The organism is Paenibacillus sp. GM1FR (assembly GCF_002803315.1).
Lineage (GTDB): Bacteria > Bacillota > Bacilli > Paenibacillales > Paenibacillaceae > Paenibacillus > Paenibacillus amylolyticus.
Window position 1 is genome coordinate 20,729 of the sequence record NZ_MKZL01000025.1, and the last position, 22,894, is coordinate 43,622.

Below are 22,894 nucleotides of genomic sequence, written 5' to 3' on the forward strand. Positions count from 1 at the left end.
CCTCACCATGACAGACCTCCGAATATGGCTTCTATTAGTTTGGTTACACTCATGCTCCAGCGGGACTTCGCCCGCTCATCCAGTCCGGATTTCAGGAAATTGTTCATATGGCGGTTCTCCAGCACGATCGAGTACAGGGGATCGGTCATGGCCCAGGATACGGGGGATGTGTGAGTTAATTTATACGTGATGCGATCTTCTTTGCCATTCCATTGCTTGGTGAGGATATGCCCGTCTTCAAAAGCAATGCGAACAGGAACGGCGCTGTAATCACTCCCTTTTTTTGCGATCGTCACGGATGACTCGTACAATGTTTGACCGTCTTTCTGTACGGGCGTAATACGAATCTTCTCTACAGCAAAGTCAGCCATCCCATTACCATAGACGTATTGATCAAAATAATCAGACCAGGAAGTGCGGGTCACTTGCTCCACAATTTTTTGAAAATCAGCGGATGTGGGATGTTTGAAACGGTACTTCTTCACATAGGTAGAGAGAATACGCTCCATCTTCTTGGCACCAACTTGATGTTCAATGCCGAGCAATACTAGCTTGCCGCGTGTGTAGACATTGGCTGCATACTCATCCTGTGAATCGAACTTCCAGGACTCTTGTGTTAAGGATGAAGGAGATGTAATCAGTCCCGATTGTACCGGCAGATTCGGAATCAATCCGTATTCCTGCTCCATCAGTTTGTCTTCTGCATAAGAGGTGAATCCCTCATCCAGCCAGGCTTCCTCGAATTCGTTGCTGGCAACCATGCCGTAGAAGTACTGGTGTCCGATCTCGTGGACTACGGTTCGTTCCAGGTCATAACCTGGCGTGGTGTCATCGGCTCCAAAGGCTGTAACTAGCGTAGGGTATTCCATACCTCCAGCACCGTTCCCCGCTTTGGGTGGAACTACGATGGATAAGGTAGCATAAGGATATGGGCCAAACCATTTGCTATAATTGGCTAGTGCGGCCTTCGCGGCGTAGAAGTAACGTTCTTTCAGATCCTGATGAGCAGGGTCCAGATATAACTTGATTCGTACACCAGGCACATTGGGTGCAGAGAAGGGTTCCTCGGCGTAGACAAAATCCGGTGAAGCTGCCCATGCGAAGTCATGCACATCATCGGCGTAAAATTGATAGACCTTTTCTCCATTCTTCACCACGGCTTGCTGCGTCGGAAATCCAGTAGCAGCCACTTTGTATGTTTCAGGCACCCGAATACGCACACTATATATACCGAAGTCAGCGTAAAACTCTGAATTGCCATGGTACTGGTGCAGATTCCAGCCTTCCGTTGTTCGTCCACGTCTGCCCACAGGTTCATAGGCACTTAATTTGGGAAACCATTGACCTGCCATGACAAAATGATCAGCAGTTCCCATCCGGGCAAAAATCTTCGGCAGATTCACTTCAAATCGGGTGTGGAGCGTGATGCTTTCCCCGCCTTTGACGGGTTTGGGCAAGCGTACTTTAATGAGGGTGGTGTCCTTGATATTTCCGTCATCTGGTTGCACATACTGCATCCGGTGTAGCAGAGAGAGCCCGTCCTCCGTTTTCATTTCGGTAATGTTCATGGAGCCGTAGCCATTGGTAGGCATGACATCACCCCGAAGCTTTCCACCGGATTCCTTCATAAAGGTGGTGTCAGCAGAAGAGAAGGCGTTGGGATACATATGAAAGTAAAGCTCGCTGACGGTTTTTTTACCTGGATGTGTCCAGGTAATCGTCTGAGTCCCTTCCAGTACATTCCCTTCGACCAGTTTTACATCCATGTGATATTCCACAACACGGTTGCTGTACACTTCGGCAGTAGGGGTCTGTACACTTTCTGGAGGTGCTGGCGTTGGGGCTATTGCCTTAGGCTTGCCCGATTCGGGGGCGAGTACTGGCAATTCGGAATGAGTTGAGCGATTATAACCCAGAGTGATCCATATCCCTCCGGCAAGTACACACAGGGCCAGGGATGCGGTGAGCCAGCTCTTGGCGCGTCGTGGAATCATCGTTAAATACCTCCCGTTGACAAGCATCTACAGCATGTATATGTTTGCAATGGGGCAATTATTAGTTAAAATATTTGTATCAACCCTTGGAGGTTATAAACATGGACCAAAACGAGCAAAACGGCAAAAAACAGATTGCCTTGAATATCGTTAGTGCAAAAAGCAAGCATAAAGGCTTCGGTGCAGGCTCCATTGAGCTGAATAACCTTTCCCCGGTCATTATTGATAATGGCGAAGCCAAAATCGATATCGGTGCGATGCATGCGAAGAGCAAAGTGGAACGCAATATCAAGTTCTCTACTAATCGTGAGGATGTGCCCAACGGACGCCAGGTATGGCTGGTGTGGGTAGCTGTCGACCGCACGGAGGAAGGCCAACTGTATGGTGGAGCAACGGCATGTGAGATGTGGATTGATACGGAAGCAAGACGTGGATGGAAACTGCTGGCGGAACATGTGAATCGCATGGATTATGCCTTGAAGCGTCGCTTCATGCTGGATGAGCTTGGACCTGAAGCTCGAGCTGCACTTAAGACACTGTTGATCTCACACAACGAAGACTGGTGGAATGCTTCTCCAGATGTATTGAAGGAAGCACTCGCCTAAGGCAGATCTTTCAACACAGTCTAAAAGAAAAAAAGCAAAAGGCCCCTTGACCGGAAAGTTCGGTTGGGGGTCTTTTGCTTGTGCCTTAATCGTATTCATCGATCTGAATAATTATGAGTTTTCATCCAAAGTGAATTTCCAATTGTTCAATATAACCAGGGGTTATAGGTGACGCAACTAAGTCATCGCCCATTTACGTCATTCTACCCACCAACGTTTGAAATCTCCCCACCAAGAATGTTTCTCTTCCTGTATGCCTTGTTGATTCTGTACCTGACGAGTCTTCTCATCTTCTCCAGAATCCGAATCATCCGTCGTGCCATGGCATACCTCTGTCGGTTCAGTACCATCAATAAAAACTTCCAATCGTTTCTCTTCACAACCGTTGCCTGCCAGCTTGCCGGATTCCGGATCAATATAGACACTTACGACATGATCAGGCACGGTGAAGATTTTGGGTGGTACGCTCGCAAGGGCCTGTTCTGTGAACTGGGCAAAGATCGGCGCTGCCCGGCGGCCATCCGAAGTTGAGATGGCTTTGCCTTGATCGTACCCAACCCATACCGCGGTGGAGAGCTCAGGTGTGAATCCAACGAGCCAGGCATCCGTGTTGGTTGTTCCCGTTTTTCCCGCAACCGGGCGTTTGATCGCCTTAGACACCCGGTTGCCCGTTCCTCCATTTTCGAAGACACTTTCCATTAAACGAGTCAGTACATAAGCTGCCGCAGGTTCCACAACGGTCTCAGCCTTCGTCTGAGGCGATTCATAGAGCACACGTCCTGCAGCATCTGTCACTTGTAGAATGGCTACAGGTGGCGTCCGTTGTCCACCAGCAGCAATCACGGAAAAGGCCGACGCCATCTCCAGCGGGCTGACAGGTGACGTTCCCAGTGCAAGAGAAGGTACGGCGCTCAGGTTGCTTGTAATGCCGAGGTTTTTTGCCATACTCACAACCTGCTCAGGACCGATCTGCATAATGGTGTTCACCGCATAAATATTGTCTGAAGCGGCGATCGCCTGTCTTAGATCAATCTCACCCAGATACTTGTCTCCAAAGTTGCCGGGTTTATAGGTTTTGCGGTCATTGTCATAGTGAAAAAGGGTAGGTTCACTGTTAAATATGGATGCACTGGTGAGCTGCTTGGATTCCAGGGCTGCCAGATACATAATCGGTTTAAACGCCGAACCTGGCTGGCGCGTTGTCGCTAGAACATGGTTAATCTGATTGGTACGGTAATTCTTGCCGCCTACCATGGCTTTGATGTAGCCCGTACGAGGGTCGATGGACACGAGGGCCGTCTCCAGCTCACTTTTGGCATCCATACCCTTCGCTATGGCGTCTTCCGCTGCTTTTTGTACACGCAGATCCAGGGTGGTGTAGATGTTCAATCCCCCATGATCCAGCATCGCTTCACTGATTCCCAACTCTTTGATGGCCAGATTCCGGATATAGTCACGGAAATACGGGGCGCTTTCCACCGTTTTACGCTCACTTTCCGGTTTGAACGAAAGCATTTTCTCATAGGCCTTATCCGCTTCGGCCTGGGTGATCTTGCCGATATCAGCCATGGCATTCAGCACAATCTTCTGTCGGTCTTTGGCATTTTTCATATGGTTATAGGGTGAATAGTAGGTAGGTCCTTTCGGGATTCCTGCCAGCATGGCACTCTCTGCAAGATCCAGCTGTTTGGCTGATTTGCCAAAATACATTCGTGAAGCCGCTTCGATTCCGTACGCACCATGCCCATAATAGATTTCGTTCAGATACATCTGCAAGATTTCATCCTTGCTGTATTTCATCTCCAATTGTGCCGTGTACATGGCTTCCTTGGCTTTGCGAGTCCATGTTTTCTCATGAGATAGATATAGGTTACGCGCCAGCTGTTGAGTCAATGTACTCGCACCTTGCGACATCTGCATATGTTCGAGGTTAACGAGCACAGCCCGTCCCATCCCTTGCACGTCGAACCCGTAGTGATTATAGAATTTGCGGTCCTCTACAGCCAGAGTGGCATGGACCAAATCTGGAGCGATATCCTCCAGTTGAACGGGTACAGAGTCTTTGCCACCTGCGGAGAAGGTAGCGATGACTTCACCCTGACTGTCCAGTAATCTGGAATTCCGATCAGAGTCTGCTAGGGGAAGGCTGGTTGCGTATAGATAGACCAATCCTGCAGCGGTAGCAAGTATGGCGAGCACGGCGAGCAGAGACAGGTTTTTAAACAATTTACGTACACGGAACCCGCGTTTGCGGGTCTTTTGATTTGGCTTGGTCATGGAACGGGCTCCTCTCTTTTCTTCCAGTATGGGACTTGATTGGCAGGGATATTCAATCGGGTGCATAAGCGAACAAAATGTAGCATTTTCGCCGGAAAAACCGTTTTGCAGTATAAACGTCAATCGCGTATAATGCAAAAGGGTAATGAAAAGGTAAGATTCGGCACAAGATACTAAAGCGCGTAAGGACGAACAGACGAATGGTCATTGATTCATTGATTAGTCAGACGCTCTGCACGCTCTGGTCAATTTAATCTATATAATGAAGTGAAACCGCGGACCTTTCCCGCAGGCCAGCAATTATAACGCGATATGGCGCCGAACGCTGGACGTGCTTGGGCGAACCGATTATAGTGCACAGCGCTTGATCGGGTATGGCTGATCATTAACTTTACGGAAAGAAGGTAGAGATTATGGAATTGTGGTTTACGGAGAAGCAGACCCCGGTATTCGGGATCACCGCGAAGATTAAGCAGACCTATGTTACAGAGAAAACGGATTTTCAAGATTTGGCCATGGTAGAGACCGAAGAATTCGGTAACATGTTGCTTCTTGATGGCATGGTGATGACGACTGTAAAAGACGAATTCGTATATCACGAAATGGCGGCACACCCTGCGCTGAACACTCACCCGAATCCGAAAAAAGTTCTGGTTGTCGGTGGCGGCGATGGCGGAGTCATTCGTGAAGTCATTAAACATGCTGCTGTAGAAAAAGCAGTTCTCGTCGAAATTGACGGTAAAGTTATTGAATACTCTAAAAAATATTTGCCTGAAATCGCCGGCAAGTTGGACGAGCCTAATGTTGAAGTGCTCGTAAACGACGGCTACATGCATATTATTGAACATAAAAATGAATACGATGTGATCATCGTAGACTCCACGGAGCCTGTGGGCCCGGCTGCGCCATTGTTTGAGCGTGGGTTCTACCAAGGCATCTACGAAGCATTGAAAGAAGACGGAATCTTCGTTGCCCAAACGGACAACCCTTGGTTCAAGGCGGATCTGATCCAGAAGGTGAACAAAGACGTCAAAGAAATCTTCCCGATCGTACATGTGTACGGCTGTAATATTCCAACCTATCCAAGTGGTTTGTGGACATTCACTATGGGTAGCAAGAAACATGACCCGCTTGAAGTGGATGATTCTCAAATCCCGGAGATGGATACCAAGTATTACTCTCCGCGTCTGCACAAAGCAGCATTTGTACTTCCTAAATTCGTGGAAGATTTAACGAAATAAAAGGGGAAATCATTAATGAAACTGGATCAAGCTTATTCAGGAAACGTATTTATTTGCAGCTCTGAGGATTATGAGAACTCCAAAGCAGTTATCTATGGCATGCCGATGGATTACACCGTCAGCTTCCGCCCGGGTTCCCGTTTCGGCCCATCTCATATCCGTCAGGCATCGGTTGGACTTGAAGAGTACAGCCCATATCTCGACAAAAGCATTGTAGACATGACATACTTTGACGCTGGAGACCTGCTCTTGCCTTTCGGTAACGCGGGACGCAGCCTTGAGGTAATTCATGAATACATCGGCAGTCTGCTCGCTGACGACAAATTCCCAGTTGGTCTCGGTGGCGAACATCTGGTTACTTGGCCAGTCATCCAACAGATGTACAAGAAATACCCGGATCTTATTCTGATTCATATTGATGCACACGCAGACCTTCGTGAAAACTATGAAGGCGAGCCATTGTCCCACTCCACGCCAGTACGTAAAGCAGCTGAGTTGATGGGTGGCAAAAACATCTATCAGTTCGGTATCCGTTCCGGTTCCCGTGAGGAGTTCCAGTACGGTCGCGAGAACATCAACTTCTATCCATTTGAAGTGGCAGCTCCGATGAAGGAAGCTCTTCCGAAGATGGGCAACCGTCCGGTGTATGTGACCATCGACATCGATGTGCTTGATCCGTCAGCAGCGCCAGGAACAGGTACAGCAGAAGCGGGCGGCATTACGTCCAAGGAACTGCTGGAAGCCATTCATATGATCGCAGGATCTGATGTAAATGTAGTTGGTTGTGACTTGGTTGAAGTTGCACCAATCTATGATCCAACACAACAGACACAGATTGTAGCTGCGAAGCTGATTCGTGAAATGCTGCTTGGATTCGTGAAATAATCACAGAATAATCGATAAGTATAACGCTCTCTGTCTGCGCGGGTTCAACTTTGCGCAGGGGAGGGCGTTTTGTATTGTTAACTTTTGTACAGAGCTGTGCTATACTGACTACATAAGTATTCAGTAGTATATTAATTGATATATTACATTCGTGAAGTATATGGTGATCGGGTTCGGTCATATACTAAAAAGAGCCTTTACCGCTGCCAACGGTAAAGACTCTTAGGACCCGAAAGGCTGTGGATTGCCACGGCGCGCATGAACTAAATAATGCTATTCAAGCAAAACCCACCGTCAGGCTTCCGACCTTATGAGGTGGGTTTTCGCTTGCTACGAAACTTTTTGCGTAACCAACGGTAAAGCTTTCGCCCACTCAGTACAATACTGAGGATCGCAGCAATCCATCGAATTACATCAAGCAACGCCACAAGTTTGACCAACGACGTCACCCCCTTTCGGGAAGCTGCGCCGTGGTCTGGAAAACATCCACCGATATTCAAAAGTCCATAACATTAATTATAGCACGTATGTTCCCTTGCCTCTACCATTTATTTCATGTATTTAGTATAGCTCGCACATGCAGATTTCCTGCCTTGGCATGACTCCATCTTAATATTTATGCCTTTTATTAAGTATCAGTTTTGTTATCCTTGCTGTGGTGACGTATCCCATTTAATTTAGAGTACACAATGTTTGGTGATGAACCACCCTTGCCTACATGATCCAATCATGGGTAAAGGTGGTTTTTTTCTTGCGAAATTGTCATCAGGGTTAATCAGATTGTTACGTTAGAACCATCATATTTGGGTAAAACCATAGAAGGAGGTGTTACGATGACAACCAAGAGTACAATGACATGGAAACGGATTAGTGCACTCGCATTATCGTTAACGCTGGCTTGGGGGATGGGTCCGGTACATACGCTATCAGGTGCTAACGCTGCATCCTCACAGGCATGTGGAAAGGGAGATCATGGACTATCTGCTACATTAAAAAAGGGCAGCGGTGTGGAAGAGCAACACCTGCAATTTACTGACATTGATTTTCTTAATGATATGACTGGACGAGCTGGGGGTGAAGGCTTCCTGATCGGTACTTCGAATGCAGGATGTACGTGGCAGTCCATATATACCGGGCAGTGGCAATTCACTCAGCTTGATTTTCCGAATAATGTGAACGGATATGCGCTGGCGCGAGTGAAGGATTCACCTGCAACCTATCTGATCCGTACCCATGATGGGGGATCGCACTGGACGCGGCTCGATACGCCGGGCCTTCAATTCAAACGAATTGATTTTCGCAATAAAGATGTAGGTTATGGTTACACCTATAATGGTGCATATCAGACGAAGGATGGCGGGGTAACCTGGATTAAAATGAATACACCTGCCAACACGCGTGCAGCTGCCTTTGCAACAGAGAAACAAGGGTATGCCGTCGTGGTTGTACCTGGATCGGGATATCATCTGAAGCAAACGAGTGATGGCGGCAAGAACTGGACAACCTCTCTTCGAGTTGTCTCAGACACATGGAGCGGAGGGGATCTGTATGCACATGGCCAGCAAGTATGGGTCCTTTTGTATGGTGATGCAGGCATGTCCCAACAATCGTACTCCCTCTATGCGAGCGGTAATCAAGGCAAGAACTGGACCCAAGTATTTGCGCAATCCACAGCAGGGGGAGGTCCTGCACCGGGTACAAACAGTACGGGCAAAGGAAACGGACCAGCCAACCCGGGTGGTCATCCCGGCAACATGGCGTTGATTGGTAATCAGACGGCGTATCTGTCTGCAGGTTCACCCGCAGCTGGCAAAGTGGGTATTGGACGTTCTTATGATACAGGTTCCACGTGGAAAAATATTGACCTGAAAGATCCGGGATACAGTTCCCGTATCTCGTTCTCATCGGCCAAGACGGGTTGGCTCGTAGTCACAAGTGATAACTCTCCTGCGATCTATCAGACTATAGATGGTGGAACGACGTGGACACAAAAAATGTTGTTGCCTTCAGAGCAGGATTAAGTAGCCTGTTATTCTGAAATAATAAACGGGCAAATCCAAATTAGAAATGTATAAAAATCAATTTGGTAAGTCTCTGTATGAATTTCTATAACAAACAAGCCTCTTCCTAATCAATTACACAGGAAGAGGCTTGTTTGTGTAGAAATAAAAACGGTTGAAACCTACTCTGAAACGAGTTATTGTAAGCGATAACAATATAATTTATGGAGGTTGAAATCATGGTTGATGTTATTTTAAAGGCCGATTCAGATCAAGGATTAATAAATCGCAATATATATGGTCACTTTTCCGAACACTTGGGACGTTGTATTTATGAGGGGCTGTGGGTAGGAGAAGATTCACCTATTCCGAATACGGATGGGATTCGAAATGATGTATTGACGGCCTTGCAGAAGCTTAATATTCCAGTACTTCGCTGGCCAGGCGGTTGTTTTGCCGATGAATATCACTGGAAAGATGGTGTAGGTCCGAAGAGTGAGCGTGCTCGTATGATCAATACACACTGGGGCGGTGTGGAAGAGAACAATCACTTTGGTACACATGAATTCTTGAGATTATGTGAGCTACTCGGCACGGAGCCATACATCAGTGGCAATCTGGGTAGCGGTACAGTGCAGGAGATGCAGGAATGGGTGGAGTACATCACGTTTGATGGCGAATCGCCGATGGCGAACTGGCGTAAGAGTAACGGTAGGGAAGAACCGTGGAAAATGAAGTATTTTGGCGTGGGAAATGAGAACTGGGGATGCGGCGGCAATATGCGTCCTGAATATTATGCGGATGAATATCGCCGGTATGCTACATACGTACGTAACTATTCCGGGAACGAGATTTATAAAATCGCTTGCGGACCGAACGAAGGTAACTATGAATGGATGGAAGTCCTGATGCGGGAGGCTGCTCGCTTTATGGATGGAATCAGTCTTCATTATTACACCATCCCTACAGGAGAGTGGAATGATAAAGGCGCAGCTACAGGATTTGGTGAGGCTGAATGGTTCACTACCTTGAAAAAGACGCTCCATATGGATGAATTACTGGTGAAGCACTCCGAGATTATGGACAAATATGATCCAGAGGGCAGAGTCGGCATTATTGTGGATGAATGGGGCACGTGGTATAACGTTGAGCCGGGAACTAATCCAGGGTTCCTGTATCAACAGAATACGATGCGGGACGCTGTGCTTGCAGGTGTTAACCTGAATATTTTCAACCAACATAATAAACGGGTACACATGGCAAATCTTGCGCAGATCGTCAATGTGCTTCAATCGCTTGTGCTCACGGAAGGGGACAAAATGCTCCTGACCCCTACGTACCATGTATTTGATATGTATCAGGTCCATATGGATGCACAGCGACTGGATTTGAATTATGAAAGCCCAGGATACACATTCGGAGAAGAGACCATTCCGCAGCTCAGCTTATCAGCTTCCCGCAACAAGGATGGGGTCATTCATGTGACAGCTTGTAATCTGAGTCACACGGATGAGTTGGAAGTTGTGTGTCAGCTGGACGCAGCTCAAGCGGCTAAAGTAAACGGGCAGATTCTGCACCATACTGATTTTGGAGCATTTAATACCTTTGAACAGCCGAATCATGTTCAGCCTGTGGCGTGGGATGGAATCACACTGGAGAATAACACACTGCGTTTTGTCCTTCCACCAGCATCGGTTGGGGTGCTCGCTGTCGAGGGTTAATGCATGAAAAGACAGGAACCTTGCAAAGGCTGTAATGATCAGTACGATGTGAAGATTAGCGATGCCAAAATGGCCAGACTTGTGGAGATTGCCTCACGTTCGCGTCCGACGGTACAGGATGAGGAATATGAACGTCGGCTATCCATCTGCTCTGCTTGTCCGGGATTGCAATATGGCACAACTTGTCGGCATTGTGGTTGTCTCGTACAGGTGCGAGCGAAGCTGAGTGAGTCGACATGTCCTTTTCCTTATGAATCCCAATGGGCCTGATCGGAGGAACGAATCTTATTATAATGAAGCAAAAGGGAGTTGCACTTTACCGGTGCGGCTCTTCTTTTTTGGCTTGATGAGGAAAAAACTCTGAATTTGGATTTGAATTGAGCGAGGGAACTGGATATAGTTATACAGTAGAGTGTAGGATAGCGAGCTATCCGGGAATATGAGCGCGTATAGCGACACAACAATACGGGAAGGGCTGTTCTCACCAGCCGTGCCTGATTTTGCGTCGCCTCGAATATAATGGAGGTTAACATTCATGTCGAACATGCGACCGGTACACATCCGGCTGCACAGCCGTTATGAAGGTGAAGATGTGCTGCAGGAAATGCAGGGTGAAGCCGTGTTAAAAGGGTCTGTTCTTTATGTTCGTTATGAAGAACCGCAGGTTGGACCTGAGGGAGGTACAACCCGTACAACATTGAAGCTGGGCGGACAATCCATCAAGATTATACGTCATGGTGAGGTGGAATCGGAGCAGACTTTTGAGTTGAATCGGAAGCTTCCTGGTTTCTACCGATCACCATACATGTCGTTTGCCCTGTCCACGCATACACAGAAGCTGGAACTTTCCATTCAGGGATTGAGCGCACGCGCAGCGTGGAGCTACGACTTTTACCGCTTTGATGAAGAATCTGGACATTTCGCGATTAGTTTGCATATACAGGAGGAACCAATTTCATGACACGTAATCCACTAGATACGATTAACGAACGGGTAAGTACGGCCATCGGCAACGCCATTGTGACGGCCGGAATTGTTACGCAGGATGAATTGCCAGCCATCACATTGGAAGTGCCACGTGAGAAGACACACGGGGACTTGGCGACCAATGCTGCCATGCAGCTGACCAAGATTGCCAAGCGCAATCCGCGTCAGATTGCTGAAGAGATCATTGCCAATCTGAATCTGGCTGAAGCCGGAATCGAGAAGGCTGAGATTGCGGGCCCAGGATTCATTAACTTCAAATTGGACAAGAGTTACCTTTATCCAGTACTTGCGCTTGTGCAGGAGCAGGGTAAAGATTACGGAAGAATTAACATCGGAGAAGGACGCAAAGTCGAGATGGAGTTTGTCAGTGCCAACCCGACAGGCAGCCTGCATCTGGGTCATGCCCGTGGAGCAGCTGTAGGTGATGCACTATGTAACATCCTTGACTACGCAGGATATGATGTAACCCGTGAATACTACATTAATGATGCAGGTAATCAGGTGTTTAATCTGGCTCGTTCCATTGAAGCTCGTTATCTGCAAGAGCTGGGTCAGGATGCTGAGATGCCTGAAGACGGTTATCACGGTGAAGATATTAAAGGATTCGCCAAGCAGCTTGTTGCTGAAAAGGGTGACGAATTGCTGTCCATGCATCCGGGTGACCGTGCGGCTTATTTCCGTGACTTTGGTCTGGAGAAGGAACTGGACAAGATCAAACGTGACTTGAATCGCTTCCGTGTTAACTTTGACATCTGGTTCAGCGAAACTTCCCTGTACGATAACGGAGAAGTGCTGCGAGTGCTTGATGAATTGCGTGACCGTAATGAGATCTATGAGCAAGATGGAGCAACTTGGTTGAAAACGATGCAGTACGGTGACGACAAAGAACGTGTATTGATCAAGAACGATGGCACGTATACTTACCTGACGCCAGATATTGCTTATCACCGCGACAAATATGCTCGTGGATACGACACGATGATCAACATCTGGGGTGCCGATCACCATGGATATATTCCACGGATGAAAGCCGCGATGCAAGCACTGGGTAATGACCCTGAGAAACTGGTGGTCTTGATTGCACAGATGGTGAGCTTGTTCCAGAACGGTGAAAAAGTGAAGATGTCCAAGCGTACAGGTAAAGCTGTAACGATGGAAGATCTGATGGATGAAGTCGGCATTGATGCCATCCGTTACTTCTTCACAATGCGCAGCATGGACTCCCATCTGGACTTTGATATGGACCTTGCGATTTCGACATCCAATGAGAATCCGGTATTCTACGTACAATACGCGCATGCCCGTGTATGCAGCGTATACCGTCAGGCTGAAGAACAAGGTATTGAACTGTTGCCACTGGCACAGATTGACCTGTCCAAGCTGACAACAGAGCACGAGTATGACCTTCTCCGCAAAATGGGAGAGTTGCCTGAGGAAATCTCGGCAGCAGCAACAGGATATGCGCCTCATCGTATCATCCGTTATGTATACGAGCTGGCATCCCTGTTCCACAGCTACTATCGTGCAGAACGTGTCATTACGGAAGACACGCAGCAAACTCAAGCACGTCTGGCACTGATCGGTGCTGTACGTACCGTTATCGCAACAGCGCTTCGTCTGGTAGGCGTAACCGCTCCTGACAAAATGTAAATTCCAGGCTAGCGGCACATCCGCCGCTCTGCCTAACAAAAAAGTCTCCAAGTCCACGTTGCAACTTCAACGTGGTACATGGAGACTTTTTTTATTGTGTACCCGGAGTTGAAGAAAACGAAATGCCTGACCCATCCAAGGCACACTAGCCTGCTCTGACATCACAGTGGGCGTAACCTAGAGTTTCAGCCGCTACGTAATACTCCCTCGTGCGTACTACCTGGGCCGGGCTACTGCGTTTCGCCACGAGCCTCAATCAAGTTCTGCTGACGGCTGACAGAGCTGGCTCACTCCCCGCCCTCCTGCATTAGCTTCAGGGCATCAATCTCACCACCGCGCACCTTGCTCTTTGCGGTGGTAGTCTTGCGGGCGCGCAAAGGGATCGTAGCACGTTTGACGAGTGTCTTGATTTCACTAGGGGATAACCCCGGATGTTTGGAGAGTAGCAAGGCGATAGCGCCACTCACATGGGACGTCGCCATGGATGTGCCGCTCATCTCGTGGTGCTTTCCTTGTACCCAGGAGGAGACAATTTTATCACCGGGTGCATAGACATCCACATATGCGCCACGATTGCTGAAGGACGCAATACGTCTGTTTTTGTCGGTTGCCCCAACAGATATGGTCTGGGGATACCGTGCAGGGTAATCAATACTGCGGCGTTTGCCGTCATTTCCTGACGAAGCAACAATAACGATTCCGGCATGGTACGCACGGTTGACAACGTCAAGAAGCGCCTTGCTACGTGTTTTCATGCCAAAGCTCATATTGATGATATCGACCTTGTTGCGTACACACCAGTCGATGCCAAGTACAATGTCGGATACATAAGCCGATCCGTTGTGGTCAAATGCTTTCACCGGATAGATCAGGGAGCGTGGAGCTACACCAATCATGCCTGCGGTACTGTTGGCTGCGGCGATGGTCCCTGCAATGTGGGTGCCATGTCCGTTATCATCATGAGGAAGCAGGCTGCGGTTTAACAGATTGATTCCACGTGCCAGTGAATAACGAAGATCAGGATGATGATAATCAGCACCTGTATCAATCACACCGATTTTAATCCGGTGTCCGGTAGACACAGACCATACTTTGGGCGCCCGAATCTGCTTCACTCCCCAGGGTATGCCTTGAGCATTGCTTGGTTTGCTGTGGAGTGCGTTGGCATGAAGGGAGATGGGAACGTCTTCTTCAATCGTAATTTCATCCCCATAGCGGTATAGGTCCTCCGGGCGTTGGACTGGAGCGATAATGGAACGAGCTAGTCGCGAGGAACGGACAGCCCCAAGGTCGGTGAATTCATTCCGCATTCGGGACAATTCTACGAGACAGGCCTCGTACTGCTGCGGTTTGGCAAATCGGATCAAATATCGCCCTCCCTGTTCTGGTTCAGGGCGTCGCATTCCGTCAATCAATTGATGCAATAAACCAGTATAGTCCATAATGGGCAGCCCCCTTCGGGATGAACATGCTGAGGTATTCTATGAATGCGCTCATCCCGCCGCATGGGGAACTTGCCCTTTTTTTACAAAAACACATTCTCTTCGTGTCAAAACGGGCGCAGGGACATATGATGGATGGAGAGCTAGAGGGCTCTTGCGGGGAACCTGGTGAGGAGTAATCCTCCAAGGGTATACAGTCAGAAGGCGGAGGGGACTCCGTCTTTTTTATTATGGAGTTGTCTCTTTGGCAAAAGAGGATATTCCTGTGGGTTTGATGTCACTTCACGTTTAATATGTGGACATATTGTTGCTGCTCTCCGCATTTGCGTCACATCCGTACATAAAAACTTGCTTTTTAACGCTAAATAGGTTTTACTTAGGTTTGTTAATGGATATGTTATACGTAACAGTCCAGTTCGTAGGGGTTAAAAAGTGAATTTTGTGTGAGAGGAAGTGTCTGCAGTGAGTACCTCGCTCAATTTGAAAATTGATAAAGAAAAGGTAAAAGAGATCCCTTTGGTGGACCTTGCCTTTATGGTGCTGAAAGCGGCTAATACGCCGTATTACTATCGTGACTTAATGAATGAGGTAGCGAAGCAGCGCGGAATGACTGATGAAGAAATCAACGAGTTTATCGCCCAGCTATATACCGAGATTAATATCGATGGCCGTTTTGCTTGCGTCGGTACAAGTCTGTGGGGCTTAAAGCGCTGGTATCCGGTAGCTGGAACAGAAGATTCCATGACGGGTGCGAAGCGTCCGCGTATCATCAACGATGAAGACGATGATCTGGAAGATGAAGACTTCGGTGAAGAAGAAGACAGCTATAGCAGCGATGAAGGCTTCGACAGCACGGATAAAGACGAAGAAGAAGACGAAGAAGAGGAAGAAGAAGACGACATCTTTGACGAAGAAGACAGCGAAGAAGAAGTGCTGGTTGAAGATGACGATCTGGAAGATGAAGACCTCGAAGAAGACGAAGAAGAGTCCGAAAACGAGGATGAATTTGACGACGATTCTGATAATCGGTAGTCATTTTTGACGTCTATAATTTACCCGTTTCCCCGGAATAGTCAGCCTTGACAGCAGACGGGGTAACGGGTAAACTATTGCATGGGCTTATGAATGAGCGACAATATATTTATGTTTTTTATAGAAGGTGCCCCGTCCTGCGGGAGTACTTTTTTTTGTATTTTTAGAGGCATAATTTTGCAAAATGATTTTTTTCCGTATGCTCCCGGCCAACATTTCGTGGCCCGTTTTTGTATATCAAAAACACCAAATGGAATGAAGGCCATCGGAATATTTGCACCATTTTTTGCTGTAGAACAACGTGTATTTAAACCGTCTTCGCAGAAAGAGCAGTTCGCAGATGCAGGGAATTTCTGCCATTGCTCTTTTTAACGATGATTACCTGGGAAACAGGTTACGATAACACCATATATCGCCTGAATTTCTGTACTTATATTAGGAGGGTAATAACAGTGACAAAGTATATTTTCGTGACGGGCGGAGTTGTGTCCTCCCTGGGCAAAGGGATTACGGCTGCTTCTCTGGGCAGATTGCTGAAAAACAGAGGGCTTAAGGTAACGATCCAGAAATTTGATCCATATATTAACATCGACCCGGGAACAATGAGTCCTTATCAGCACGGCGAGGTTTTTGTAACGGATGATGGCGCGGAAACGGATCTGGACCTTGGCCACTATGAACGTTTTATTGATATTAATCTCTCCAAAAACAGCAACGTCACGACTGGTAAAGTATACTCTTCCGTCATCAGCAAAGAGCGGCGCGGGGAATATCTGGGCGGAACGGTACAAGTTATTCCACACATTACGAACGAGATCAAAGAGCGTGTATTCCGCGCTGGACGTGAAGCGGGTTCGGATGTGGTTATTACGGAAATTGGTGGAACAGTGGGCGACATTGAGAGTTTGCCTTTCCTGGAAGCTATCCGTCAGATCAAGAGTGATGTAGGTCGCGACAATGTGATGTACATCCACGTAACACTTATTCCTTATATCAAAGCAGCTGGTGAAGTGAAAACAAAACCAACGCAACATAGTGTTAAGGAATTACGCAGCATCGGTATTCAACCGAATGTGATTGTATGCCGTACGGAGTATGAATTGTCTAAAGACATGAAAGCCAAGATCGCTCTCTTCTGCGACATTGATGAGAATGCCGTGGTTGAATGTCGTGATGCAGACACGTTGTATCAAGTACCTTTGAACCTGCGTGAAGAAGGCTTGGATGAGATCGTGGTAAATCACCTGAAACTGACTACTCCTGCACCGGATATGAGCGAGTGGGAAGGGCTGGTTGACCGGATCAACAAGTTGGAGCATACAGTTGAGATCGCTATTGTTGGTAAATATGTAGCGTTGCATGATGCATACCTGAGTGTTGTTGAGTCGTTGTCTCATGCAGGATTTGCATCCAATGCTGATGTGAAAATTCGCTGGGTTCCTTCTGAAGATATTACGGATGAGAATGTAGGCGACTTGTTACATGGTATTGGGGGTATCCTTGTTCCTGGTGGATTCGGAGATCGTGGTATTGAAGGTAAAGTATCGGCAATCCGTTATGCTCGTGAGAAACAAATTCCGTTCTTCGGTATTTGCCTGGGTATGCAGGTTTCCGTTATTGAGTATGCACGTTCCATCGTTGGCTTGAATGGTGCGAACAGTTCCGAAATTAATCCGGCTACGGAATTCCCTGTGATTGACCTGTTGCCTGAGCAAAAAGATATCGAGAATCTGGGTGGCACGATGCGTCTGGGTCTGTATCCTTGTAAGCTTCAGGAAGGTTCTTTGGCGATGGCTTGTTATGATGACGAGCTGGTGTATGAGAGACACCGTCACCGGTATGAGTTTAACAATGAATACCGTGAAACGATCGAAAAAGCAGGACTGGTTATCTCGGGTACATCCCCGGATGGACGTCTGGTTGAGATCGTGGAACTTCCAGGACACCCATGGTTCCTGGCGGTACAATTCCATCCGGAATTCACTTCCCGTCCGAACCGTCCGCAACCATTGTTCCGTGATTTTGTAAAAGCTTCTCTGGAGAATGCGCAGAAGTAATACATGGTTTTATTGTTTAACGTAATAGATATTGGGGATGTTCCTGGCAACCATAGCGGATGCCGGAACATCCTTTTTTTTTTCGTAAAAAGTGGGTGGAAATGCTTTTTGTCATTTTGTGAAGGTAGCAGGATTTTAATGGAAGAGGTAGAATACTTATCATGACGACTATGGGATAGTTATCCAGATTCGAAGGTGTGCATTCTTTCCTAATTCTAGGAGGTTACAGAGTGGAAGATAAAAAAGTTTTGATTGTTGATGACCAGAATGGTATTCGAATCCTGTTAATGGAAGTGTTCAGCAGTGAGGGGTATAACACGTTTCAAGCACCCAACGGCAAGGTTGCTCTGGAGATTGTGAATAATGACAAGCCTGACCTGGTATTGCTCGATATGAAGATTCCTGGGATGGACGGTCTGGAAATCCTGAAGCATATTAAAGAAATTGATCCGGGTATCAAGGTGATCATGATGACCGCTTATGGTGAACTGGACATGATTAAGGAAGCCACGGATCTCGGAGCGCTCATGCACTTTACGAAACCGTTTGATATCGACGAGATGCGAGTGGCTGTGAATATGCAACTTCGCAACGGTACCGCCAATAAATGCAGCTGAATCCTGTTGATACAGGATTTTTTTGCGTGTGGAGAACATAGAAGGTACTTGGTGGGAAAATGAGGTATTTCACTCCTTCATCCGGGGAATATTGGAAATGGGGAAGTTATAAAGCGGTGTCTATGAAAACTGTGCTGCAAAGCACAGCATTTTTGCAAATGCTTGTTTAGTATTTGACATGGGATGTGGTATAATAAGCCCGTATGTGATTTCGGCTAAAAACCATAGACACAACCCAAACCCCTAGGAGGATTGAAACCATGCCATTAGTATCTATGACAGACATGTTGAACAAAGCACTTGAAGGAAAATATGCAGTTGGTCAATACAACATCAATAACCTTGAGTGGACTCAAGCGATTCTTGGTGCTGCTGAAGAAGAGAAATCCCCAGTAATCTTGGGTGTATCCGAAGGCGCAGCACGTCACATTGGTGGCTTCTACACTGTAGTTAAAATGGTAGAAGGACTCATTCACGACATGAAAATCACTGTTCCAGTTGCAATTCACCTGGACCACGGTTCAAGCTTCGACAAGTGTAAAGAAGCGATCGACGCTGGATTCACATCCGTAATGATCGACGGTTCCCACCACTCTATCGATGAGAACATCGAAATGACTAAAAAAGTTGTTGAATATGCACACGCTAAAGGCGTTTCTGTAGAAGCTGAAGTAGGTACTGTAGGCGGACAAGAAGACGACGTTATTGGCGGTATCATGTACGCTGACCTGAACGAGTGTATCCGTATCGTTAAAGAAACAGGTATCGATACATTGGCACCAGCTCTTGGTTCCGTACACGGTCCTTACCATGGCGAGCCTAACCTGGGCTTCAAAGAAATGGAAGAAGTTCGTGACGCGGTACAAGTTCCACTCGTATTGCACGGTGGTACAGGTATTCCTAAACACGACATCGACAAAGCCATTTCCCTGGGTACGTCCAAAATCAACGTAAACACAGAGAACCAAATTGCTTTTGCAAGAGTGGTTCGTGAAGTGCTTGCAGCTAAACCAGACGCTTACGATCCACGTACATTCATCGTACCAGGCCGTGAAGCAATTAAAGAAACCGTTAAAGGTAAAATCCGCGAGTTTGGTTCTAACAACAAAGCGTAATTTATCTTTACCAGTTCCATACTGTGAAATGGAAAAACACCGCCTAGCCGGTGTCTTTCCATTTTCACACCTTATTTCTACATCGGAAGCCAACAGCACGTATTGCCGTTCATCGGCTGCAAAACACGTAGGGGGACATTAAGCTTTATGGAAAAATTGATGATTAGTGGCGGACGTCCGTTACAGGGAACTGTAACTATAAGCGGCGCCAAGAACAGCGCCATTGCGCTTATTCCTGCAGCATTGCTTGCCGAGTCAGAAGTCGTGTTGGACAACCTGCCGCTTTTGAGTGACGTGGCGGTTTATGCAGAAATTTTGGAGGAACTCGGAGCACATGTGACTTGGGAAGGCAGTCAGATGAAGATTGACCCTTCTGACATTAAATCCATTCCTATGCCGAATGGTCCCGTGAAGAAGCTTCGTGCTTCGTATTATATGATGGGTGCATTGCTAGGACGTTTCAAAGAAGCGACCATAGGTTTACCAGGGGGCTGTAATTTTGAGCCTCGTCCAATTGATCAACATATCAAAGGGTTTGAAGCGCTTGGCGCAACCGTAACAAACGAACATGGCTCCATCCATTTGCATGCCAAAGAGCTGCGGGGAGCAAAAATCTATCTTGATGTAAGCAGTGTCGGCGCAACCATTAATATCATGCTGGCGGCTACTCGTGCCAAAGGCTCTACAATTATCGAAAACGCGGCTAAAGAGCCTGAGATTATAGATGTAGCAACACTTCTGAATTCCATGGGTGCCAGCATCAAGGGTGCAGGTACCGAAACGATCCGTATTGAAGGGGTCTCGGAGCTTAAAGGCTGCCGTCATTCCATCATTCCGGACCGTATCCAAGCAGGTACGTATATGATCGCTGCAGCGGCAACGCGCGGAGATGTTCTGATTGACAATGTGATTCCCAAACATCTGGAAGCTTTAACGGCAAAGCTGCTAGAAATGGGTGTTGGCATTGAGGAATTGGATGAAAGTATACGTGTCATTGGTAAACCAAGCTATAACCATGTGGACGTGAAGGCACTTGTATATCCTGGTTTCCCAACGGATCTACAGTCACCCATGACCAGTGTTTTGACACAGGCAACTGGTGTGAGCGTCCTGAGCGACTTTGTATACAGTAATCGATTCAAGCATGTGCCTGAGTTGGTGCGGATGGGCGCAAAGATTCGAGTAGAAGGACGGTCAGCAATTATTGAAGGCAGTGCATTAAACGCGGCCAAAGTAAAAGCATCCGATCTTCGCGCTGGAGCAGCGCTGGTGATTGCAGGTCTCACCGTCAGTGAAGGTGTGACTGAAGTAACGGGGGTCGAATATATCGACCGCGGTTATGATCATCTGGTGACTAATCTGCGCCTGCTCGGTGCAGATGTATGGCGGGAAACTGATTAATAGGAAGCATTATGCATGATTCAGTCCTACACATGTTTATTTTAACTGAACTGCATATCTTTTTGATGATTAGGTAAACCTGTTTTAATAGAGTTCTCAGTCTCTCCGGCATAAGACGAAATGTTTCTGTTTCCTTTACCGGAGGGTCTTTTTTTGAAATAAACTTCATATGGCTGTAAGAACATCATTTCTCATCCCCAACCCCCGGTTTTGTTTGAACTGCGCTCCATAGCCGGTCTATCCGGATTGATCGCCTCAATGCATCGTTCACTCAATAGCGGATCTTGCCGAATGTTGGCCATCCCACCCGGAAACTTACACTCAAAGACAAGTATTTGCATTATAACGGTTACATTCCGTACAATGGACAGAAGGGATTGTGGCAGACGCCACTCTCTATAGCCGGAACATCTAGCGAAACTATCCATTTCACACGGACTTATTAATTGAATAGGTGGTTATTATATGGATCTACAAATTTCCGATTTGGAAGAAATGAAACTAACGGACCTCTACAAACTGGCCAAAAAATATCAGATACCTTACTATGGTACGTTAAAAAAGAAAGAATTAATCTTTGCTATACTACGTGCACAAGCTGAACAGAGCGGCCTGATGTTCATGCAAGGCGTACTCGAGATTTTACCTGAAGGTTACGGTTTCTTAAGACCTATCAACTACTTGCCAAGTACGGAAGACATCTACATCTCAGCTTCTCAGATTCGCAAGTTTGACCTAAGAACAGGTGACCTCGTATCAGGTAAGTGTAGAACGCCTAAGGAAAACGAGAGATACTTCGGTTTGTTGCAAGTCAACGCTGTAAATGGTGAGAATCCATCGGCGGCTGCAGAGCGACTTCACTTCCCGGCACTAACCCCACTGTATCCGCAGAAAAAACTGGTTCTCGAAACATCCCCCAACCATTTGTCCACACGAATTATGGATGTGCTCGCCCCGGTAGGATTGGGACAGCGCGGATTGATCGTAGCACCTCCCAAAGCGGGTAAAACGCTTCTCCTCAAAGAAATTGCCAACAGCATCTCAACTAACAATCCTGAAATTGAACTGTTTGTCCTGTTGATTGATGAACGTCCAGAGGAAGTAACGGATATGTCGCGTTCGGTAAAAGGGGAAGTTGTGGCTTCGACATTTGATGAACTGCCTGAGAATCATATCAAGGTGGCGGAATTGGTGCTTGAACGTGCGCTTCGTCTGGTTGAGGCTAAAAAGGATGTCGTTATCCTGCTGGATAGCATTACACGTCTTGCCCGTGCATATAACCTGGTTATTCCACCATCCGGTCGTACGCTTAGTGGTGGTATTGACCCAGCTGCATTCCATCGTCCGAAACGTTTCTTTGGTTCTGCCCGGAATGTGGAAGAAGGCGGAAGCTTGACCATCCTGGCAACGGCATTAATTGATACCGGTTCACGTATGGATGATGTCATTTATGAAGAGTTTAAGGGTACAGGTAACATGGAGCTCCATCTGGACCGTCGTCTGGCAGAACGCCGCATATTCCCGGCGATCGACATTCGTCGTTCGGGTACACGTCGTGAAGAAGTGTTGCTCAGCAAGGAAGAGTTGGATACAATCTGGGCAATTCGTAAAAACATGAATGATTCCCATGACTTTGTTGAAGGATTCCTGAAAAAACTTCGTAACAGTAAGACAAATGCAGAGTTTTTGGCGGCATTTGATTCGGCTGGTAACAGCCCGACAAGCAATTCGGGTACAACAACAACCCGTCGCTCACCTAGACAGACAGCAACGTCAGGTACATCGACTTAAGTGTCGTTCAACCAATAACATACTTTTACAGCGTTGCTGTGAATTTTACAATACACTCGTCGTTAGGTTTAACCCATTA

At 47.2% G+C, this 22,894-nt stretch carries 19 protein-coding genes; 15 read left to right on the plus strand and 4 right to left on the minus strand.

Annotation, left to right across the window (positions count from 1 at the left end; genetic code table 11):
- Positions 1 to 2: 2 nt before the first annotated feature.
- Positions 3 to 1,994: a M1 family metallopeptidase gene (locus PAEAM_RS18835; protein WP_100528571.1), complete on the minus strand. Its 1,992-nt coding sequence runs from the start codon at positions 1,992 to 1,994 to the stop codon at positions 3 to 5.
- Between the two features lie 101 nt (positions 1,995 to 2,095).
- Here PAEAM_RS18835 and PAEAM_RS18840 point away from each other — a divergent pair, with 101 nt between their 5' ends.
- Positions 2,096 to 2,599, plus strand: coding sequence for a YwhD family protein (locus tag PAEAM_RS18840; protein ID WP_017691308.1), 504 nt, complete (start codon positions 2,096 to 2,098; stop codon positions 2,597 to 2,599).
- Between the two features lie 198 nt (positions 2,600 to 2,797).
- Here PAEAM_RS18840 and PAEAM_RS18845 read toward each other — a convergent pair whose 3' ends face one another.
- A complete protein-coding gene (locus tag PAEAM_RS18845) occupies positions 2,798 to 4,876 on the minus strand; it encodes a transglycosylase domain-containing protein (RefSeq protein WP_100528572.1) in 2,079 nt (692 codons plus the stop codon).
- A gap of 413 nt (positions 4,877 to 5,289) precedes the next feature.
- Between PAEAM_RS18845 and speE the strand changes: the two genes are divergently transcribed.
- Both speE and speB read left to right on the plus strand, forming a co-directional pair.
- The gene (gene speE, locus PAEAM_RS18850) at positions 5,290 to 6,117 is read left to right on the plus strand and encodes a polyamine aminopropyltransferase (RefSeq protein ID WP_100528573.1); all 828 of its coding nucleotides are present in this window, start codon (positions 5,290 to 5,292) and stop codon (positions 6,115 to 6,117) included.
- Between the two features lie 15 nt (positions 6,118 to 6,132).
- The gene (gene speB, locus PAEAM_RS18855) at positions 6,133 to 7,002 is read left to right on the plus strand and encodes an agmatinase (RefSeq protein ID WP_036607280.1); all 870 of its coding nucleotides are present in this window, start codon (positions 6,133 to 6,135) and stop codon (positions 7,000 to 7,002) included.
- Positions 7,003 to 7,310: 308 nt separating this feature from the next.
- Here speB and PAEAM_RS32535 read toward each other — a convergent pair whose 3' ends face one another.
- On the minus strand, positions 7,311 to 7,442 hold the full coding sequence (locus tag PAEAM_RS32535) for a hypothetical protein (RefSeq protein ID WP_017691304.1): 132 nt from the start codon (positions 7,440 to 7,442) through the stop codon (positions 7,311 to 7,313).
- Between the two features lie 393 nt (positions 7,443 to 7,835).
- Here PAEAM_RS32535 and PAEAM_RS18860 point away from each other — a divergent pair, with 393 nt between their 5' ends.
- The 5 genes from PAEAM_RS18860 to argS all read left to right on the plus strand — a co-directional run bounded on the left by PAEAM_RS18860 (position 7,836) and on the right by argS (position 13,360).
- On the plus strand, positions 7,836 to 9,023 hold the full coding sequence (locus PAEAM_RS18860) for a WD40/YVTN/BNR-like repeat-containing protein (protein ID WP_100528574.1): 1,188 nt from the start codon (positions 7,836 to 7,838) through the stop codon (positions 9,021 to 9,023).
- Positions 9,024 to 9,241: 218 nt separating this feature from the next.
- Positions 9,242 to 10,723: an alpha-N-arabinofuranosidase gene (locus PAEAM_RS18865; RefSeq protein WP_036607274.1), complete on the plus strand. Its 1,482-nt coding sequence runs from the start codon at positions 9,242 to 9,244 to the stop codon at positions 10,721 to 10,723.
- A 3-nt stretch (positions 10,724 to 10,726) separates the two neighbouring features.
- Positions 10,727 to 10,993, plus strand: a complete 267-nt coding sequence (locus PAEAM_RS18870) for a DUF6171 family protein (RefSeq protein WP_036667692.1) — start codon at positions 10,727 to 10,729, stop codon at positions 10,991 to 10,993.
- A gap of 265 nt (positions 10,994 to 11,258) precedes the next feature.
- Positions 11,259 to 11,684 (plus strand): YwiB family protein, encoded by a 426-nt coding sequence (locus tag PAEAM_RS18880; protein WP_017691299.1) that lies wholly within the window; start codon positions 11,259 to 11,261, stop codon positions 11,682 to 11,684.
- A complete protein-coding gene (gene argS, locus PAEAM_RS18885) occupies positions 11,681 to 13,360 on the plus strand; it encodes an arginine--tRNA ligase (RefSeq protein WP_036667693.1) in 1,680 nt (559 codons plus the stop codon). The genes PAEAM_RS18880 and argS overlap by 4 nt, the downstream gene beginning before the upstream one ends.
- Positions 13,361 to 13,647: 287 nt before the next feature.
- On the opposite strand, the gene PAEAM_RS18890 is transcribed toward argS, so the two are convergent.
- The gene (locus tag PAEAM_RS18890) at positions 13,648 to 14,802 is read right to left on the minus strand and encodes a S8 family peptidase (RefSeq protein ID WP_036667694.1); all 1,155 of its coding nucleotides are present in this window, start codon (positions 14,800 to 14,802) and stop codon (positions 13,648 to 13,650) included.
- 462 nt (positions 14,803 to 15,264) lie between these two features.
- Here PAEAM_RS18890 and rpoE point away from each other — a divergent pair, with 462 nt between their 5' ends.
- The 7 genes from rpoE (at position 15,265) to rho (ending at position 22,815) form a co-directional block, all read left to right on the plus strand.
- Positions 15,265 to 15,834, plus strand: coding sequence for a DNA-directed RNA polymerase subunit delta (rpoE, locus tag PAEAM_RS18895; RefSeq protein WP_047841137.1), 570 nt, complete (start codon positions 15,265 to 15,267; stop codon positions 15,832 to 15,834).
- Between the two features lie 93 nt (positions 15,835 to 15,927).
- A complete protein-coding gene (locus PAEAM_RS31860; RefSeq protein WP_165789966.1) occupies positions 15,928 to 16,206 on the plus strand; it encodes a hypothetical protein in 279 nt (92 codons plus the stop codon).
- 80 nt (positions 16,207 to 16,286) lie between these two features.
- Positions 16,287 to 17,891 (plus strand): CTP synthase, encoded by a 1,605-nt coding sequence (locus tag PAEAM_RS18905; protein WP_100528576.1) that lies wholly within the window; start codon positions 16,287 to 16,289, stop codon positions 17,889 to 17,891.
- Positions 17,892 to 18,121: 230 nt separating this feature from the next.
- Entirely contained in the window at positions 18,122 to 18,508 is a 387-nt protein-coding gene (locus PAEAM_RS18910) for a response regulator (protein ID WP_017691292.1), read from the plus strand.
- A gap of 260 nt (positions 18,509 to 18,768) precedes the next feature.
- Entirely contained in the window at positions 18,769 to 19,623 is an 855-nt protein-coding gene (gene fba / locus PAEAM_RS18915; RefSeq protein ID WP_036607263.1) for a class II fructose-1,6-bisphosphate aldolase, read from the plus strand.
- A gap of 147 nt (positions 19,624 to 19,770) precedes the next feature.
- Positions 19,771 to 21,024, plus strand: a complete 1,254-nt coding sequence (locus tag PAEAM_RS18920; RefSeq protein ID WP_036607261.1) for a UDP-N-acetylglucosamine 1-carboxyvinyltransferase — start codon at positions 19,771 to 19,773, stop codon at positions 21,022 to 21,024.
- A gap of 465 nt (positions 21,025 to 21,489) precedes the next feature.
- A complete protein-coding gene (gene rho, locus PAEAM_RS18925; protein WP_036607258.1) occupies positions 21,490 to 22,815 on the plus strand; it encodes a transcription termination factor Rho in 1,326 nt (441 codons plus the stop codon).
- Positions 22,816 to 22,894: the final 79 nt, after the last annotated feature.